The organism is Clostridium grantii DSM 8605 (genome assembly GCF_900129965.1).
In the GTDB taxonomy this organism is placed as follows: Bacteria; Bacillota; Clostridia; order Clostridiales; family Clostridiaceae; genus Clostridium_AF; species Clostridium_AF grantii.
Genome location: NZ_FQXM01000023.1, coordinates 12,684 through 31,432 on the forward strand (window position 1 = coordinate 12,684; position 18,749 = coordinate 31,432).

Genomic DNA, 18,749 nt, shown 5'->3' on the forward strand with positions numbered 1-18,749 from the left:
ATTCAGGCTTTTTTTTTTACTTTTATTCATAAAATTCACTTCACTTTAATAGTATTTATATATAGATAAATAGCTATGGTTTTAGTTAAAGTTTGATTATCTAGCTAAATTCTTGTTTGTGAGGAGTGATAAAATGAAATACACAAGATATGATCTTAATAAAAGGAAAAATGATTTTTCAGGATTTTTATTAGGATTAGTTGGAGTAATAATTATTTCTACCCTTTTAGGAACTGTTTTATTTAAAATTTTTATGCCATCTATCAATACAGGAGGGGAAGTATCTTCCACTAGTGAAAATAAAATAGAAGGTACCGAAAGTTCCGAAATTGATGAAAAAGGACAACCTGTTATTAAACCTATTGACGAAAGTAATAAAGATGCTGGCGACAATGCCTCAGATGATTCAACAGCTACAGGTAAGTCGGATGGAATGTTTAAAATTTTGCAGTGCGGTGCTTTTGGAGACAATGCTAATGCCCTGAAGTTAAAGGAAGAATTAAATGGATTTGGAGCAGCTTTTATTATAAGCGAAAATGAAATAAACAAAGTTGTGCTAGGAGTTTATAAAAAGGATACACTAGATGCAATAACAGTAAAATTGACCAGTGCAAATATAGAATTTAGTACTCATAATATAAATTTTTCAAAGGAGAATAGTTGTGAAAATCAAATATCTTTGATTTTAGATGCTAATCTTAGTTTGATTAATGAAATTGAGCAAAATGGAGCCACAGCAATTAAAACAGAAAGTATGAAAACTTGGTTAAACTCTTTGGCTGAAATAAAGGAAACTGAAATTAATTATAATAATTTAAATGAATTAAAAACTTATTGTGATAGTCTTCCAGAAGAGATAAAGAAAGAAGATATACAAACTTTAAAAGAATATTTATATAAGTATATTATAAAGGTAGAAAATTCAATATAAGACTTAATGAAAAGTGGTTACTTTGAAAAGTAACCACTTTTTCATTAAGAAGTAGATTAAAAACACATTATAAATTAAAGTTATGAAATTTTTGAAAAAACTATATATAGCTACTTGTTTAAGATTTTATTAAATGTTAAACTATACTAGAAAATAGATATACTTTCAAAGCAATTTGTAGGAAATCATAATATTTATGAATTTAAAAGTTATTATAATTGGATTTTTATGAATATTATTACAAAATAGGTTTATACTTTGAAGGAGTACTAGTACTACCAAGGAGTGATATATTGAATATAGTTTTAGCATCTGCTTCAGAGAGACGTAGAGAATTACTAAGTAGACTTACCGAAAATTTCACAGTAATAGTAAGTGATTTCGATGAAAGCAGTGTAGAATTCACAGGAGAATTAGAAAATTTTGTGATGGAAATCGCTAAAGGGAAAGCTCTTGACGTTTTAGATAAACTTGAACAACAAGCAATAATAATTGGTTGTGATACAATTGTGGCCATTGATGATAAATTATTAGGTAAACCTAAGAGTAAAGAAGAAGCAATAAATATGCTTAAATCTTTAAGTGGAAAAGTTCATCAAGTTTGTTCAGGAATAGCTATTATAGATTCTTTTACAGGAAAGATTTCAACAGATTTTGTCACTACACATATTAAGTTTTCACAGATTAGTGAAGCAAATATCATAAAATATGTGGATACAGGTGATCCTATGGATAAGGCTGGAGCTTATGGAATTCAAGGGATAGCTGGTATTTTTGTGGAGGAAATTAAAGGTTGTTACTACAGTGTTGTAGGACTTCCCATAAATAAGCTAAATAGTATGTTAAAGGGGATGGGGGTAAATCTTTAAGGAGGTATTTATGTATAATAGCCTTAAAATTATTGATTTACCATGTAATGAAAGACCGAGAGAAAAACTTATTAGATATGGAGCAGGAGAACTATCTAATAGTGAGTTGTTAGCGGTTGTGTTAAGATGCGGGACCAAATCTGAGAATATAATTAATCTTTGTAATAGATTATTAAAGGAAACAGGTGGATTAAATGGATTGTTGGATTTTTCAGTAAAAGAGTTTATGGAGATTAATGGTATAGGTGAAGCGAAAGCGGCTCAGCTTTTATCCATAGCTGAGTTATCTAAAAGATTTAAGTCTTTTAAATCAGGAGAAACTATTAAAATAAAATCTCCAAAAGATGCGGTTGATTTTCTTATGGAAGAAATGAGATATTTAAGGGAAGAACATTTAAAAGTTATAATGCTGAATACTAAAAATATTGTGATTTCAGTGAAAGATGTTTCTATAGGAAGCTTAAATTCTTCAATAGTACATCCGAGAGAAGTTTTTTTGGATGCAATAAAAAAAAGTAGCGCATCTATAATAATTTGTCATAATCACCCTTCAGGGGATCCATCACCAAGTAAAGAGGATATTGAAATTACGAAAAGATTAATAGAATGTGGTAAACTTTTAGGAATTGAAATTCTTGATCATTTGATTATTGGTAATGGAATATATATAAGTTTAAAAGAAAAAGGGATTTTTTAATTTGAGAGGAGAATTATTGTGAGTTTATTTGGAATATCAAAGGACATGGGAATAGATTTAGGAACAGCAAATACATTGGTTTTTGTAAGAGGTAAGGGAATTGTTATTAGGGAGCCTTCAGTTGTAGCAATAAATAAATTAACTAATAAGGTTTTGGCAGTTGGAGATGATGCTAAGCAAATGATTGGTAGAACTCCTGGTAATATTGTTGCTATACGACCTTTAAAAGATGGAGTTATTGCAGATTTTGATATTACTGAAATAATGTTAAGACATTTTATAACAAAAGCTATAACAAAATCAGCTTTTGCTAGCCCTAGAATTGTAGTGTGTTACCCATCAGGAATAACAGCAGTTGAAAAAAGAGCTATTGAAGAAGCAACAAAAAGAGCAGGGGCTAGAGAAGTTTATCTTATGGAAGAACCTATGGCAGCAGCTATTGGAGCAGGGCTTCCAGTTGATGAACCTAGAGGTAGCATGGTGGTAGATATTGGTGGTGGAACAACAGAAGTTGCAGTGGTTTCATTAGGTGGAATAGTTACAAGTCAATCTTTGAGAACTGCAGGAGATGATTTAGATGCTGCAATTATTTCATATATAAAGAAACAATATAGTTTAATGATTGGAGAACGTACAGCAGAAGCTATTAAAATAAATATTGGATCTGCTTATCCAACTCAAGACAACAGTGAAGGCAATTTAGAAGAAATGGATATGAATGAAGATAATATAAATTCAGAAAAAATAATGGATATTAGAGGACGTGATCTAATCACAGGACTTCCTAAAGTAATTACTATAGGAGAAAATGAAATTAGAAATGCTTTAAAAGAGCCAGTTGATGCTATTGTAGAAGCTATAAAAACTAGTTTGGAAAAAACACCACCGGAACTTGCTGCAGATATTATGGATAAAGGAATTATGCTTACTGGTGGAGGAGCAATGCTTAGAGGACTTGATAAGCTTATAAATAAAGAAACCCATATGCCTGTAAATATAGCAGAAGCTTCACTTGATTGTGTAGCAGTGGGTGCTGGAAAATATGTTGATAGTATAAATAAATTATCTAGAAAGAGAAGATAGTGATATTATGATGAAGACATTTTTGAAGAATAAACTGACAGTAACTGTACTTGTACTGTCAGTTACCTTTTTATGTAGCATAGTTTATACAAGAAATAATGGTAATAAAAACTTTATAGAAAATGGTATTGGAGCCTTTATCAATCCGGTGCAGGGTTTTATTTACAATATAAACAGTGGCATAATTACTAATTTTCAATTTGTTGTTAATTTCAATGAAGTAAAAGCTGAAAATGAATTATTAAGAAAAGAAAATAGTGTTTTAAAAGAGAAAGAAAAGAAATATGATTCTCTTGCAAATGAAAATAAGAATTTAAAAAAAATGTTTAATTTTGCAGAACAAAGAGATGAATTTAACTACATTGGATGCGATATAATTGGGAAGAGCGGAGAAAATTGGCTGGATGGATTTGTAATAAATAAAGGAGTTAATGATAATTTAGCTAAAGGTATGGTGGTAATTACAGTAGATGGACTAGTTGGTCAGATAAATTCAGTTGGAACTAATTGGGCCATAGTTGAAACTTTAATAAATGAAAATATAGCTGTTGCGGCTTTGATAGATAGCACAAGAGAAACTGATTCCATTGTTAAGGGATATAGAGAAAATAGTGATGATTTACTAGCTAAGCTGTATTATTTGCCTATGGATTCTCAAGTGGCCATAAATGATATTGTTTCTACTTCAGGACTTGGAGGAGTTTATCCTAAAGATATAATAATTGGCAAGGTTATTAGTATAGAAGATGACAAAAGCAAACTTCTGAAGAACGCATTAATTGAGCCAGCTGTAGATTTTAATAAACTTGAAGAGATTTTTGTGGTTGTTCCAAAGGAAACAAGGAATATAGAATATTAAGGTGATGGGATGAAAAAAAAAATTATTATAGTTTTGATTTGCTTTTTATTATTTATTTTAGATAATTCATTAATGCCCTTTTTAGCTATAAAAGGGGTTTATCCAAGTTTGTTATTTTCTTTTGCTTTATCTTATGCAATTATATATGAAAAATGGGAAGCTTTAACCATAGGAGTTTTTACTGGATTATTACAGGATATCTATTTTACTAATGCATTTGGAATAAATTTATTAACTAATATGCTGATGTGTATTGTTGCTTCAAATGTAGGCGCTTTAATTTATAAGGATAAGAGTATAATACCTATTATAACTAATTTTTCTTTATCTCTTGTTAAAGGTGTTTTAGTGGTTATTCTTTTATTTATTATAAATCAAAAAACGGATAATACTTTGATTGTATACAGGAGTGTATATACAGGTATGGTGGCTGTTTTTATGTATAACTTTATTTTTAAGCTAAGTCAAAAGAATTTTATGACTAAGGATTGGAATATAAAGAAGAGAGGATTTTAAATGAAGAAAACAAAAGGTAAAAAAAATTATAGATATTTTTCGTTTGGAATTGTAGTGGTAATAATTTTCGTGGTTATAATTTCAAGACTGGTTTTTCTACAATTAGTTCGAGGGGATGAATATAGAGAGCAAGCAATTAATAGAATAAATAGGGAGATTCAGCAGGATGCACCTAGAGGATCTATATTAGATCGAAATGGCATTGTTCTTGCAGAAGATAAGCAAGGATATTCTATTACATTTACTGAAACAGAGGAAAGTAAAGAAAATATTTTTGAGACTATGGAACTTTTATTTGGTGTTCTAAATGAACATAATATTAAAATAGAAGATTCTTTGGCGTTAAAAGTTAATCCTCTTAGATTTGAATTTAACAGCACTAATCCTGATACAATTAAGGCCAGAGAACTACGTTTTAAAAAAGACAGAGGAATAGATGATTTTATTGTTAAAAGTGGATTGATTGAAGGTAAAACAAATATAAAAGATTTAACAGATGAAGAAGAAAAAATAGTAGATAAAGCAGTTTTGGAGTTTTCAACAGAAGATACCTACCAATTTATGTTAGAACTTTATGGCATAGAGTATGTGGAAAAGAAAGAAGCATACAAAAATTTATATGATGAGTTATCTACAAATTATGTAACTATATTAAATGAACTGTTAGAAAAATACCAAATAAACAATGTAGATAATGAAGAAAAAATGAATAATTTATTTCGTGCATTATATAATAATGGAAAAGATACAGAATTAATAAAATTATTGGATGAATACTCTATTGAGAATGTTACTTTGAGTGATGAAGTTAAAAGAGAATACTTATTAGTAAAAGATGGATTAAAAATGAATAGTTATAGTGGAAGTAAGAGTGTAACTATTGCAAGCAATATAGATAAAGAAACTGCGCTTATTATCAATCAAATGTATGCTGATTTACCTGGAATAGTGGTGGATGTTGATATGAATAGGATATATCCATATGGCGAAATGGCCTCAAGTGCAATTGGATATTTATCTAAGATAAGCCCTTTGAAGGAAACGGAGTATGAAGAAAAAGGGTATGATGCAAATTCTGATTATATTGGAGCAGCAGGTATAGAGGGAGCTCTTGAATCTACTCTTAAAGGAGAAAAAGGCGTTGTTTTTGCGGAAATAAATAAGCAAGGAAGAATAGTAAAAGAAATTGCAGAAAAACCAGCTTATCCTGGTAATGATGTAAAACTAACTATAGATATGAATCTACAGACAGTGGCAGAAAAAGCTTTGGAAGAAGCACTTACTGTTCAACAAGGAGCGGGAACTCATGGGTCAGATAATGTTGACACTACAAATGCTACTAGAGGAGCAGCGGTAGTTATTGATGTAAATACAGGGAAGATATTAGCTATGGTTAGTAAACCTGGATATGATCCTAATATTTTATCAACGGCGGGTATGTTAACTCCAGAATTACAACAAAAGTATTTTAATCCAGATTTAGAGGCTTTGGGCACTGAATATGTAACTAATTTACTAAAGAGAAGTTCTGCAGCAAGAGAGGTTTACAATGGTAATGAAGTATCTGAAATTGTAAATAAATTATTCCCAGTAGATGAAAGTATAGAAGACAATGATAGTATTAGGCAAGATAAATTTGATATATTTCCTAAATACTTATTCAATTATGCTACGCAAGCATTGACGCCGCCAGGTTCTACTTTTAAACCATTGATGTCAATAGCTGCATTAGAGGAAAATGTTGTGTCGCCTAATGAAACTATAAGGGATGGTCATTATTATCTTAAATATTATGCGGATAAAACCGCAAAGAAAAATACAAGTTTACATTCTGGTCAATCTTTTAATATTTATGATGCTTTAAAGGTTTCAAACAACTGGTTTTTTTATGAAATGGGCAGTAGATTATATGAAAAATATAAGAATGATGAAGATTTAAATAATGGTATAGATGCTATTGCAAAATGGGCTTGGCAATTTGGGTTGGGGGTTCCGCAAGGAGGTTCACCTTATACAGGAATAGAGATTTCGGAAAAATTTGGTCAAGTTTATAATTATGCAAGTAATAAAAAAACTATGGAAGCTATTTATATAAAAACTCTATATGATACTAATTTGATTCAAGGTCGAAGTATGGAATCTGGTGATCCCACATTTATTGGGGTTAACCTAAATGTGGATAGTAATGATGACGAAAAAATTATTGAGATAAAAGATGAAATAAAGAATTATGTAGCAGAAAAAATAAATGACGAAGGAACATTAAAAGAATTAAATGGAGAGAAAAGCTCCGTAAAAAAGAATATTGAAAAATTATTAACGGACTTAATAAAGATTGATAATGAATTTAAAGGCTTTTATGATAAAGAAAAAGCTACTAATGATGATTTTGATAAAATGGTTGCAACTCAATTTGATTATATATCATCAGCTATATTTTCATCTATTTACAATGCTAGATCTGAAATAAGCAATTCAAATAATTTAATCAGTGCTTCTATTGGTCAAGGAACTAATCAATTCACCCCTCTTCAACTGGCTATTTACACAGCAGCTATAGCTAATGGAGGAACCAGATATGAAGTATCTTTAGTTGATAGTATAATTAATCCACAAGGAGAAACAATTAAAGAGTTTCAACCAAAGGTACTAAATAAAATTGATATAGGTGAGTCTACTTTGAACGAAGTTAAAGAAGGTATGAGAAGAGTAGATGGAGAAGAACGTGGAACAGCCTACAGTGTTTTTAATAACTTTCCTATTGAAACAGCAGGGAAAACTGGGTCTGCAACCTTTGCTTCATATCAAGAAAAAATAGGAAGAACTGCTTATGGGGTATATGTGGGATTTGCACCACTTGAAAATCCAGAAATAGCAATTTCGGTTGTTATTTTCGACGGGGGTCACGGTGGTGAAATTGCAGGAATTGCAAAAGCTGTTTATGAAGAATACTTTAAGGAAACTTTAAAGACACAATATCCAGGGTATGTTCCTACTTATAATTATACAAATTCCACAAATGGAACAGCTCAAAATGAAAATACAGAAGCGAACAATAACCTTGAGGTGAATTATGATAATGGTTCAACTAGAATTATAAGTGAAGATTAGAAATAAAAACTCCTAAAGAATTATTTTAGGGGTTTTTATTTTGAATAATACCCTTAAATTTCAAATTAAAACAAAATAAGAAAAAAATACTCCCTAAGATTAATAAAATTATATAAATTTCATTAAAATTTTTAAAAAATTCGATTTTGTTGAAGGAAAAAAGAGATTTATGTTGAAATTATAACATAGGGCGTATTGGAGGATTTCTATGGTAAATGATGGATTGATAATCAAAGGAAATAAAGATGGATTAAACGCTGTTATTGATATGAACAAATTCAAAGATTTTGATGATATGATGAATTTTTTGAGAACTAAGCTTTCTAATGGTAAAAGATTCTATAAGGATGCCACTTTTGTCATTACAATTGATTTGAATTTAATAAATGAAAGAAATGTATCAAAATTGAAAGAAATGCTATTTAATGATTTTCTTATAAAAGAGTGTATTTTGGATGATTCCAAGGAGAAAACCAAAAAGAGTTTTTCAGGAATTTATGAAGGTAGAACCAAATTTATAAGAAATTCTATAAGAAGCGGTCAAACGATAAATTATAGTGGAAATTTAGTTATCATTGGAGATGTAAGTCCAGGTGCAGAAATTTTTGCAGGTGGGAATGTTTTTGTTTTTGGGAGTTTGAAAGGAAATGTTCATGCAGGGGTTAATGGTTCAAAGAAGTCTGTTGTAGGAGCCTTTGTTTTACAACCTCAATTACTAGAAATTTCGGGGGTATTAACTATATCACCGGATGGAGAGAAGCCCAAATATCCAGAGATTGCAAAGATAAAAGGGGATACAATTGTTGTAGAACCTTATTTGCCTGATAAATACTTTTAAACGGAGGGAATGTCAATGAGTGAAGCAATAGTTATAACATCAGGAAAAGGTGGGGTTGGTAAAACAACAACCACTGCAAACTTAGGAACGGCCTTAGCGAAATTGGGCAATAAAGTAGTGGTTATAGATGGGGATACAGGTCTTAGAAACTTAGATGTTTTGATGGGCTTAGAAAATAGAATTGTTTTTACACTATTAGATGTTATTGAAGGTAGATGTAGATTGAATCAAGCTCTTATTAAAGACAAAAGAGTAAAAGAATTATACTTATTACCAACAGCCCAAACAAGAGATAAAACTGATGTAAGCTCTGATAAAATGTTAGAGCTAGTAAATGAATTGAAAAAAGACTTTGATTATGTAATAATTGATTGCCCAGCTGGTATAGAGCAAGGCTTTGAAAACGCAGTTATTGGTGCTGATAGAGCTCTAATTGTTGTTAATCCAGAAGTTACGTCTGTAAGGGATGCAGATAGAGTTATAGGAAAGTTAGATGCTAAAGGGTTAGCAAATCATCAATTAATTGTAAATAGACTTGACTATAGAATGGTTAAAAAAGGTGAAATGCTAGATGTAAGTGATATAATTGATTCTCTTGCCATTAAATTGATTGGGGTAGTTCCAACAGATGAGCAAATAACAGTAGCAACAAATAAAGGGGAACCTGTAGTTTTAAATGAAAAGGCAAATGCGGGAATAGCATTTAATAATATTGCTAGAAGAGTTGTTGGAGAAGAAGTTCCTTTTATGCCTTTACAAGGTTCGGATTCAGCATTTGTAGCAGCATTTAAGAAGATTTTCAAATCATAAATAAATAGTGGAAAGTAACATAAGCATAAACTTGAGGAGGCTATGATGGAGCTGTTTAAAGTATTTTCTAATAAAAATTCAAAAGATGTGGCAAGAGATAGGCTTAAACTTATTCTTATTCATGACAGAGCAAAAATATCTCCTGCTGTTTTGGAAATGATGAAAAAGGATATATTAGAGGTAATAGAAAAATATGTAGTGATTGATAATGAGGAAGTAGAAGTAAAACTTGCAAGTATGGAAGAGTTAGAAGAGTGTTTTCCAGCATTAATTGCAAGCATACCAATAAAAGAAATGAAACTATTAGAAGGTAAATAAACCGTAAATTAAATGTAAATATATATTGTATAGTCCCTCTTTTATGATATAATCAAATTTATATTGGAGGGATTTATTTGTTTGAGAAATTAACCATAAATAAAAAATTAAGAAGCCATTTAGACTTTGTGCTAATAACTGTGACAATAATTATAGTTTTATTTGGATGCTTAAATATTAACAGTGCTTTAAAAACAATGTATTATGCAAAATTGCAATTTAATTGGTTATTGCTGAGTTTAGCAGTGGTTTATTTTACGCTACTAGTTGATTATAAGTTGATTAAAAACTATGTTCCAATTATATATTGGACTGGAGTTTTTTTGTTGGTTCTTAATGATTTTGTTTTAGGAAAAACAACAAAAGGTGCAACAGCTTGGATAAGTATTGGATCTAGGGCTATTCAACCTTCTGAATTTGCAAAATTAGGCATGATTTTAATGTTAGCCTTACTGCTAGAACAAATGGAAGGAAAAATAAATGAACCAAAAAACTTTTTTAAATTAGTTTTTTACGCTTTTATTCCAATGTCTTTAATAGTAATTCAACCAGATATGGGTATGACTATGGTAAGTTTTTTTATTGTGTTAGGAATATTCTTTATTTTTGGTTTGGATTTGAAGGTTATAATTGGTGGATTTGTAGGAATAATTGGACTAGTACTTGCTCTTTGGAATTCTTCTATTATGCCTGCATATTGGAAAACTAGGTTAACATCTTTCTTAACTCCAGAGGAATTTAGCCAAGGAGCTACTTTTCAATTACAACAGTCTTTGATTGGAATAGGTTCAGGAAAGTTGTTTGGTGAAGGCTATGGCCAAGGAGTTCAATTAGAAGGTAATCTTATCCCAGAAGCATTTACAGATTTTATATTTGCCGTTGTAGCAGAAGAGTGGGGGTTTATAGGTACTTTATTCCTTCTTACTTTATATGGAATTCTAATTTATAGAATGATAAAAATAGCTAAGGAATCTGGAGATTTATTTGGATCAGTTGTAGCTATAGGGGTGGTTTCGACTTTTGTTTTTTCTTTAATACAAAATATAGGTATGACAATTGGTTTAATGCCAGTTACTGGAATTACTTTGCCGTTAATGAGTTATGGGGGAAGTTCTTTATTGTCAAATTATATTGGAATTGCATTGGTTCTGAACATTGGAATGAGAAGGAAAAAAATAATATTCTAGGGGGATTAATTGTGAAAATTGCTTTAGTAGCACATGATGGAAAAAAAGATGAATTAATTGATTTTGTAAAAAGGTATAAGAATGTTTTTGAACAGCATGAATTATTCGCAACTGGAACAACAGGTACAAGAATAAATGAAGCTACAGGACTTAGTATCACTAGATTTTTATCAGGACCTCTTGGAGGAGACCAACAAATTGGAGCAGCAGTAGCTACAGGTCAAATGAATATTATTATATTTTTAAGAGATCCATTAACAGCACAACCACACGAACCAGATGTAAGTGCTTTACTAAGAATATGCGATGTACACTGTGTCCCATTAGCAACAAATTTGGGGTCAGCTGAAGTTGTAGTTAAAGCACTTATAACAACAAGAGAAGTTTAGTTAAAGAGCCTTAGGCTCTTTTTTTATTGCATATAAATTGACTTTTCTAAATATATATATATTAGAACTTAAACAGGAGGATTTTATGAGCCACTACAATACTGAATATGAAAACTACTATAGAAATTTAACTGGCACCAATACTTTGGAAATAAAAGGTAAAAAAACAAATAATAAATTGCATTTAGGGTCTGGTATAGGAAGTAATAAATCTATTGGTAAAAGAATTATTCAGGAATTTGCAGGAACTTTAATTTTATTTTTGTTAGTGATAGCAAGTAAATCTTTTTCTACCCCTAGGACTATTTCTACATATAATTATTGTAAGACAATTGTTAATGAAAGTTATGATTTCAAAGCAATAGAATTGAAGGCACAAGAAATTATAAGTGATCCTTCAAAAATAAATATAACATCTAAAATTGAAATTTGGCTTAATAATTTAAAAAGTAAAACATTAGAAATAGAGCCTATATTGAATAACATAAAGGAAAAGTTCAATTTATCAAGTGATAGCTTAATTACATATATTGAGTATAAAGAAAATTTATTCTTAGTTATAGGGCTATCGGGGGTTATTAATTGATTAAAATAAATAAGCTATTTATACCATATATAGTATTACTTATTATATTAGGATTTAAAGGGAGCATGTTTATTTCTTTGTTTTTTGTTATATGTCATGAATATGTTCATTATTTAGCAGCAAAAAGATATGGATTTAATGGTTTTTATATCGAAATTATGCCCATTGGAACCCTGCTAAAGTTAAAAGATTTAAATGATGCAGAACCTATGGAAGATTTAGTAATATCATTAGCTGGTCCCATGTTTAATATTTGTTGTGGACTGATTTTTTTTGTAATGAATCATTATTATAAATCAGAATTTTTAATACAACTTTATTTGACTAATTTTTCTTTAGGCATCTTTAATCTTATTCCTGCATTCCCTTTGGATGGAGGAAGGATATGTAGAGATATTTTAGCGAGAAGAACAATTTATAAAGAAGCTAATAGTATAGTAGTAGGGCTAAGTCAAATTATTGGTGTTTCATTTTTATTTGCTTTTTCGTTTTTGATGTTGTTTGAAGTAGATAATTTATCTATATGTGTAATGGGTATATTTATTTTATATGCTTCTTATAAAGAAAAAGAAAGGATTGTTTATATTATTATGGCTGATATTATTAAGAAGAAAGTAAGGTTTTTAGACAAAGGGTACATTGAAAACAAAAGCATATCCATTAATTATAAGGAAGATTTACTGAAAGCAATGAGTATTTTGGATAAAAATAAGTACAATATATTCATTGTATTAGATGATGATATGAAGTATTTTGGAATGATATATGAAGAAGAGGTAATATCTGCTTTAAAATCAAATGGAAATATTTCTATAGAACAGTATATTCTTTTGTCAAAAAAAGAAAGTAATGAAGACTTATGTAAACTTTCTGAAAAAGCTATAGAAGAGTGGGAGCAATGGTCTGAAAACTAAAAAAGTCTTTGTTCTTTACTTTTATAAACATTATGATAAAATAAGGAATGTAACTAAACATAGGAGGATGAATAATGAACAGAGTATCTGATGATATACTATTTAAGGTTGAGAAACCTGCAAGATATATTGGAGGAGAGCTGAATTCTTGTATAAAGGATAAAGAAAAAGTAGATATACGATATGCTTTTTGTTTTCCCGATGTATATGAAGTAGGAATGTCTCATCTAGGAACAAAAATTTTATACTATACATTAAATCAAAGAGAAGACACATATGCTGAAAGAGCTTATGCACCATGGCCTGACATGGAAGCAGAAATGAGGAAAAATAATATTCCTATGTTCACTTTGGAAACTAAAGATTCAATAAAAGAATTTGATTTTGTGTCTTTTACACTGCAGTATGAAATGAGTTATACAAATATTTTAAATATGCTAAATTTAGCTGATATAAATATAAGAGCTTCTCAAAGAACAGAAGATGACCCTATTGTTTTATGCGGAGGACCTTGTGCTTATAATCCAGAACCTTTACATGATATAGTAGATATATTTGCTTTAGGAGAAGGAGAAGAGCAGTTAGATCAATTAATGGATTTGTACAAAGAGTGTAAAGCAAAAAAGCTTACTAAAAAAGAATTTTTAAGAAAATCAACTAGTATTAAAGGAATTTATATTCCTAGTTTATATGAAACAACTTACAATGAAGATAATACTATAAAAGAGTTCAAGCCATTATATGAAGATGTTCCAGCAGTTGTTACTAAAGCATTTATTACTGATTTTAATGAAGTTGATTTTCCAGATAAATTATTAGTTCCATACATTGAAGTAGTTCATGATAGAGTAACTCTTGAAACCTTCCGTGGATGTACAAGAGGCTGTAGATTCTGCCAAGCAGGGATGATTTATAGACCACTTAGGGAAAAGAAAGCAGAAAAGTTACTTGAACAATCTGAAGAACTAATAAAAGCTACGGGATATGATGAAGTTTCATTAGTATCTTTGAGCATTTGTGATTATTCAGATATTGAAAATTTAGTATTTTCTTTAGTAGAAAAACATAGCGATAATAAAGTAGGGGTTTCACTTCCGTCTATTAGAATAGATTCTTTTTCTGTTGATTTGGTAAAAGAGATTCAAAAGGTTAGAAAAACTGGATTAACCTTTGCGCCAGAGGCAGGTTCTCAAAGAATGAGAGATATTATTAATAAAGGAGTAACAGAGGAAAATTTAATGGAATCATCAATAGCAGCATTTAAAGCAGGATGGTCTACTATTAAACTTTACTTTATGATTGGACTTCCTTATGAAAGAGAAGAAGATGTGCTTGGTATTGCTGACCTTGGCAAAAAAGTAGTAGCACAATATTATAGTGTACCTAAAGAAGAAAGAAAAAAAGGATTAAAGGTTAATCTTTCTAGTGCGATTTTTGTACCTAAAGCATTCACTCCATTCCAATGGGCAGCACAAGATAGAATGGATGTAACGAAAGAAAAAATTAAACTTATTAGAAATGCAGTTAATAAGGATAAACCAATAAATTATAATTGGCATGAATCACCAGTAAGTTATCTTGAAGCTATTTTTGCTAGAGGTGATAGAAGACTTTGTGATGTTTTAGTAAAAGCCTTCGAAAAAGGTGCTAAATTTGATGGATGGGGAGAACATTTTAAATTTAATATTTGGAGAGAAGCTTTAGAAGAATGTGGAGTGGATGGAGACTTTTATGCTCATAGAGAAAGATCTTATGAGGAAGTATTTCCATGGGATTTCATTGATATAGGTGTTACTAAAGAATTCTTGATAAAAGAGAATGAAAAAGCTAAAAATGAAGAACTTACAATGGATTGCAGAGGCGACTGCCAAAGTTGCGGTGTAAATACTAATGAAAACTTTAGAAATGGAGTGTGCTTTGAAAATGCGATATCTAATTAAGTTTACTAAAGAAGGTGAAATTAAATTTGTTGGACATTTAGAGCTTATGAGAACTATCCAGAGAACTGTTAGAAGAAGTGAAATTCCAGCAGAATATTCTCGTGGATTTAACCCTCATTTAGTAATGTCTTTAGCACAACCTTTGTCTGTTGGGGTTTATTCGGTAGGGGAATATATGGATTTGTCTTTAGCAGAAGAAATGGAAATAGAGGATTTAATTAATTCTTTAAACCAAAGTTCTCCAAATAGTATGAGATTTTTAGATGCAACAAAAATTGAAGAGTTTATAAATGTAAAGAAAAAGCCTCAAGCTATGGCAGCTGTTGAAATGGCTAGTTATAGGATTAAAATAAAAATTAAAGATAGTGTTAAAACAGAAGAACAAATAAAAAAATTAGTAAAAGAAACAGAATGGAATATTGTAAAGAAGTCTAAAAAGACTACAAAAGAGGTTAATATAAAGCCTTTGATTCATAAGTTTGATTTTCAATTGAAAGAAAATCAATTGATTATAGAGGTGCTTGTGGCTTGTGGTAGCGAGCAAAATTTATCGGCAAGATTACTAGCGGATTTCATTGCAGAAAATACTGATTTTGTTGATAAAGAAGCTTTTGTAGATATTTGTAGACTAGAAATGTATGCAACTAAAAAAGGGAAATTACTTCCTTTAATAGAATTTTTAAAGTAGATATTTATAAGACTCTCTGGTTTTCAACTAGAGAGTCTTATATTTGAGAGAAAAGCATAATGCAAACTAGAAAAAATTGCCTTTTTTATATTTACAATTTAGGTTATAATTAATATTAGTATATTTAAAATGCAATGAAGGAAGGACTTTTATGAGTTTTTACACTTTTAGGGAAGATGACATGGTTTTTGTTCCTTTTGATTTATTGGCCATTGATTTCGAATTCGTATCCACTAAAGTAATTAAAAATAAGGCTAAAACCCATTTGCAAGAAATTGTAGAGGTAGGAGCAATTTTAAAAGGTGACGAAAAAGAAATTGAATATAGCACAGTAGTTAAACCTAAAACTTTCGTGAAATGTAAGGATAAAGAAAATAAGTGTGTTATGCCAAATAGGTTTACTGTTGAGGAAATTAATAATGGGACAGAATTAATAAAAGCTTTAAGTAATTTAGGTAAGCTTTACAAACCTTATGATACAATTTGGATGTCTTGGGGCAAGGTGGAATATAGAATGATAAAAATGATTTTTGAAGACAACAAAATAAAAAATCCTTTTTTGTATGATGATTATATTGATTTGGCGGAGGAATATAGAAAATTTTATAACCTTAAATATAAAGTATCATTAGATAAGGCTCTTAATAATTTGGATATTGAACCTGCTGGAAGACATTTAGCTTTGGAAGATTCAAAATTGTTAATAAAAATTATAATTAAAATGTTTAATGATGGATATAGTATACATAAAGAAATATGAGACTGATAATGAGGTGGTTTTTTGGAAGAAATATTTATTGAAAGACAAGATAATAATTTGAGGATTGCTTTAAGAGAACATGGAACGCTTAAAGAATGTCTATTTGAAGAAGAATTTAGTGGACCTAGTCCAGGACAAATATATGTGGGTGTAGTTAAAGATGTAATACCAGCTTTAAATAGTGCATTTATAGATATTGGACATGAAAAGAATGCTTATATGGTGCTTAATAAAATTAATAAAAATATTAAAACCGGAGATTATATTGTGGTGGAAATCATGAAAGAAGCTTTAGGGGAGAAAGGTGCAAAAGTAACCACAAATATAAGTGTTCCAGGAAGATATGTAGTATTGATAAGTAAAAAAGGAGTTAGTTTTTCTAAAAAACTTTTAGAAGATAAAAACTATCAAGAACATATTAAATTTAATTTATTTATGCCAAAAGAGGCAGGAGTTATGATAAGAACTAATTCTTTAAATGTTGATATAGAAGCAGTAAATGAAGAAGTTAGAAATTTGGATTTAATATATGAAAAGATTATGATAGATGGAAAACACTCCCTAAAACCTAGAATCCTATTTGATTGTGGAGGTATATTAGGTAGAATACTTATGGATATAATAGGTGATAATACTGGCAAGGTTGTAGTTAATAATTTAGAGGATTATAAATATATAAAAAATCATATAATAGGAAAACCGGATTTAATAGTTGATGTAGAATTATATGAAGAAAAAGTGGATTTATTTTGTAAACATAATATAGAAAAGGAAATTCTTTCACTAAGAAATACAAAAGTACCTCTTAAAAATGGGGGGAATATTGTAATTGAAAGAACAGAAGCTATGCATGTTATCGATATAAACTCTGCATCAAATATCAATGAAAAAGATATGGAAAAAACAGCTTTTGAAACTAATCTTGAGGCTGCCAAAGAAATTTCTAAACAAATTATGTTAAGAAATCTCAGCGGAATTATTATAATTGATTTTATAAGAATGACAAACTTCAATAATATGAAAAAAATATCAGCTGCGCTTATCGATGGTTTTAAGTATGATAAAAAGAAAACTATGATATTTCCTCCTACAAAATTGAATTTAGTTCAGATTTCAAGAAAAAGAAGAGGAAAAACAATATATGAGTATATAGAAGAGGAATGTGGTTTATGTAGAGGCAAGGGAAATAGAATAAAACTACATTATTTACTTCATATGATGAAAAATGAGATGGTGGATATTGAAGAAAAGTTTGACTTCCAGAATATTTATATTGAATTAGATGAAATTTACAAAAAAGATGTTCAAGGGAATGTAGTTGAGTTTATAAAACAACTTAAAGCTTTTGATAAAACTGTATATGTAAATTTTATTGAAAATTTAAATAATTATAAAATAGAGCCACTTTTGTTTAATAGTCAAATAAATAAAATCAAACATCTTAAAATTTATGACTGTAATGAGTAAAAACTCCTTTACAAACTTATTTTGCTGTGATACAATGGCTTTTGTAGGCCGCACACTCTGGGTTTAAATTTAAACATATTTTATATGTACCTTATTGTGGCGAGACTGGTTAGGGAGGTGTTTTAATGTACGCTGTAGTAAAAACAGGTGGTAAACAATACAAAGTTCAAGAAGGCGATGTAATATTCGTTGAAAAATTGAACGTTGAAGAGGAAACAACTATTGAACTTAATGAAGTTCTTGCTGTTGGTAACGAAGGTGAATTCAAATTTGGTACTCCATTAGTTGAAGGCGCTAAAGTAGTTGCTAAAGTTTTAAAGCAAGGAAAACAGAAAAAAGTTGTTGTATTCAAGTATAGAGCTAAGCTTGACTTCAGAAAAAAGAATGGTCACAGACAACCATACACTAAATTACAAATCGAAAAAATTGAGGCGTAATCTTAATGACTAATGTTCTGTTCAAGAAAAAAGGCGGTAATATAATATCTTTTACTGCAAATGGCCATACTGGTTTCGGCGAGGAAGGTCAGGATATTTTATGTAGTGCTGTATCTGCAATGAGCTATACTATATTAAATGGCATTATTGAAGTACTTAAAATAGATTTAGTTCAAAATATTGATTTTTTTATCCATGATGAAAGTGGATATTTAAGCATAAATTTAGAAAGTAGATCAGAAGAAGATATTGAAAAAAGTCAAGTTCTATTAAGAACTTTGCTTGTTGGTTTTGATAGTATGAAAAACTACGAAGATTATATAAAAGTAAGTATTGAGGAGGTGTAAAT

General features: G+C 29.7%; 20 protein-coding genes. All 20 read left to right on the forward strand.

Annotated elements, in window-relative coordinates:
- Positions 1-133: 133 nt before the first annotated feature.
- Positions 134-931, forward strand: coding sequence for an SPOR domain-containing protein (locus BUB83_RS16220; RefSeq protein ID WP_073339677.1), 798 nt, complete (start codon positions 134-136; stop codon positions 929-931).
- Positions 932-1,224: 293 nt separating this feature from the next.
- Positions 1,225-1,800 carry a Maf-like protein gene (locus BUB83_RS16225; protein ID WP_073339678.1) on the forward strand — a complete coding sequence of 192 codons (576 nt, stop codon included), beginning with the start codon at positions 1,225-1,227 and terminating at the stop codon, positions 1,798-1,800.
- Between the two features lie 10 nt (positions 1,801-1,810).
- Complete coding sequence (gene radC / locus BUB83_RS16230) at positions 1,811-2,497, forward strand: RadC family protein (protein ID WP_073339680.1); 687 nt, start codon at positions 1,811-1,813, stop codon at positions 2,495-2,497.
- 18 nt (positions 2,498-2,515) lie between these two features.
- On the forward strand, positions 2,516-3,580 hold the full coding sequence (locus BUB83_RS16235; protein ID WP_143160572.1) for a rod shape-determining protein: 1,065 nt from the start codon (positions 2,516-2,518) through the stop codon (positions 3,578-3,580).
- Positions 3,581-3,590: 10 nt separating this feature from the next.
- A complete protein-coding gene (mreC, locus tag BUB83_RS16240) occupies positions 3,591-4,439 on the forward strand; it encodes a rod shape-determining protein MreC (protein WP_073339779.1) in 849 nt (282 codons plus the stop codon).
- Between the two features lie 9 nt (positions 4,440-4,448).
- Positions 4,449-4,955, forward strand: a complete 507-nt coding sequence (mreD, locus tag BUB83_RS16245) for a rod shape-determining protein MreD (RefSeq protein WP_073339681.1) — start codon at positions 4,449-4,451, stop codon at positions 4,953-4,955.
- Positions 4,956-8,066 (forward strand): penicillin-binding transpeptidase domain-containing protein, encoded by a 3,111-nt coding sequence (locus BUB83_RS16250; RefSeq protein WP_073339683.1) that lies wholly within the window; start codon positions 4,956-4,958, stop codon positions 8,064-8,066.
- A gap of 208 nt (positions 8,067-8,274) precedes the next feature.
- The gene (minC, locus tag BUB83_RS16255) at positions 8,275-8,904 is read left to right on the forward strand and encodes a septum site-determining protein MinC (RefSeq protein WP_073339684.1); all 630 of its coding nucleotides are present in this window, start codon (positions 8,275-8,277) and stop codon (positions 8,902-8,904) included.
- Positions 8,905-8,919: 15 nt separating this feature from the next.
- A complete protein-coding gene (gene minD / locus BUB83_RS16260) occupies positions 8,920-9,714 on the forward strand; it encodes a septum site-determining protein MinD (RefSeq protein ID WP_073339686.1) in 795 nt (264 codons plus the stop codon).
- Positions 9,715-9,759: 45 nt separating this feature from the next.
- On the forward strand, positions 9,760-10,032 hold the full coding sequence (minE, locus tag BUB83_RS16265) for a cell division topological specificity factor MinE (protein WP_073339688.1): 273 nt from the start codon (positions 9,760-9,762) through the stop codon (positions 10,030-10,032).
- A 77-nt stretch (positions 10,033-10,109) separates the two neighbouring features.
- Positions 10,110-11,219 carry a rod shape-determining protein RodA gene (gene rodA, locus BUB83_RS16270; protein ID WP_073339690.1) on the forward strand — a complete coding sequence of 370 codons (1,110 nt, stop codon included), beginning with the start codon at positions 10,110-10,112 and terminating at the stop codon, positions 11,217-11,219.
- Positions 11,220-11,230: 11 nt separating this feature from the next.
- The gene (gene mgsA / locus BUB83_RS16275) at positions 11,231-11,608 is read left to right on the forward strand and encodes a methylglyoxal synthase (RefSeq protein ID WP_073339691.1); all 378 of its coding nucleotides are present in this window, start codon (positions 11,231-11,233) and stop codon (positions 11,606-11,608) included.
- 85 nt (positions 11,609-11,693) lie between these two features.
- Positions 11,694-12,194 (forward strand): hypothetical protein, encoded by a 501-nt coding sequence (locus tag BUB83_RS16280; protein WP_073339692.1) that lies wholly within the window; start codon positions 11,694-11,696, stop codon positions 12,192-12,194.
- Positions 12,191-13,108, forward strand: a complete 918-nt coding sequence (locus BUB83_RS16285) for a site-2 protease family protein (RefSeq protein WP_073339694.1) — start codon at positions 12,191-12,193, stop codon at positions 13,106-13,108. The genes BUB83_RS16280 and BUB83_RS16285 overlap by 4 nt, the downstream gene beginning before the upstream one ends.
- A 74-nt stretch (positions 13,109-13,182) precedes the next feature.
- Positions 13,183-15,048: a TIGR03960 family B12-binding radical SAM protein gene (locus BUB83_RS16290; RefSeq protein WP_073339695.1), complete on the forward strand. Its 1,866-nt coding sequence runs from the start codon at positions 13,183-13,185 to the stop codon at positions 15,046-15,048.
- Positions 15,026-15,736 (forward strand): TIGR03936 family radical SAM-associated protein, encoded by a 711-nt coding sequence (locus BUB83_RS16295; protein WP_200801491.1) that lies wholly within the window; start codon positions 15,026-15,028, stop codon positions 15,734-15,736. Before BUB83_RS16290 ends, BUB83_RS16295 begins: the two co-directional genes overlap by 23 nt.
- A 151-nt stretch (positions 15,737-15,887) precedes the next feature.
- Positions 15,888-16,496: an exonuclease domain-containing protein gene (locus BUB83_RS16300; protein WP_073339697.1), complete on the forward strand. Its 609-nt coding sequence runs from the start codon at positions 15,888-15,890 to the stop codon at positions 16,494-16,496.
- Between the two features lie 21 nt (positions 16,497-16,517).
- Positions 16,518-17,963, forward strand: coding sequence for a ribonuclease E/G (locus BUB83_RS16305; protein WP_073339698.1), 1,446 nt, complete (start codon positions 16,518-16,520; stop codon positions 17,961-17,963).
- Between the two features lie 125 nt (positions 17,964-18,088).
- The gene (gene rplU, locus BUB83_RS16310) at positions 18,089-18,400 is read left to right on the forward strand and encodes a 50S ribosomal protein L21 (RefSeq protein ID WP_073339700.1); all 312 of its coding nucleotides are present in this window, start codon (positions 18,089-18,091) and stop codon (positions 18,398-18,400) included.
- Positions 18,401-18,405: 5 nt separating this feature from the next.
- Positions 18,406-18,747, forward strand: coding sequence for a ribosomal-processing cysteine protease Prp (locus BUB83_RS16315; protein ID WP_073339701.1), 342 nt, complete (start codon positions 18,406-18,408; stop codon positions 18,745-18,747).
- Positions 18,748-18,749 lie beyond the last annotated feature (2 nt).

Coding starts and splice junctions, on each gene's coding strand:
- BUB83_RS16250 (WP_073339683.1), top strand. CDS start 4,956: ATGAAGAAAACAAAAGGTAAAAAAAATTATAGATATTTTTCGTTTGGA.
- mreD (WP_073339681.1), top strand. CDS start 4,449: ATGAAAAAAAAAATTATTATAGTTTTGATTTGCTTTTTATTATTTATT.
- BUB83_RS16280 (WP_073339692.1), top strand. CDS start 11,694: ATGAGCCACTACAATACTGAATATGAAAACTACTATAGAAATTTAACT.
- BUB83_RS16290 (WP_073339695.1), top strand. CDS start 13,183: ATGAACAGAGTATCTGATGATATACTATTTAAGGTTGAGAAACCTGCA.
- BUB83_RS16300 (WP_073339697.1), top strand. CDS start 15,888: ATGAGTTTTTACACTTTTAGGGAAGATGACATGGTTTTTGTTCCTTTT.
- radC (WP_073339680.1), top strand. CDS start 1,811: ATGTATAATAGCCTTAAAATTATTGATTTACCATGTAATGAAAGACCG.
- minD (WP_073339686.1), top strand. CDS start 8,920: ATGAGTGAAGCAATAGTTATAACATCAGGAAAAGGTGGGGTTGGTAAA.
- mreC (WP_073339779.1), top strand. CDS start 3,591: ATGAAGACATTTTTGAAGAATAAACTGACAGTAACTGTACTTGTACTG.
- rplU (WP_073339700.1), top strand. CDS start 18,089: ATGTACGCTGTAGTAAAAACAGGTGGTAAACAATACAAAGTTCAAGAA.
- minE (WP_073339688.1), top strand. CDS start 9,760: ATGGAGCTGTTTAAAGTATTTTCTAATAAAAATTCAAAAGATGTGGCA.
- BUB83_RS16315 (WP_073339701.1), top strand. CDS start 18,406: ATGACTAATGTTCTGTTCAAGAAAAAAGGCGGTAATATAATATCTTTT.
- minC (WP_073339684.1), top strand. CDS start 8,275: ATGGTAAATGATGGATTGATAATCAAAGGAAATAAAGATGGATTAAAC.
- BUB83_RS16220 (WP_073339677.1), top strand. CDS start 134: ATGAAATACACAAGATATGATCTTAATAAAAGGAAAAATGATTTTTCA.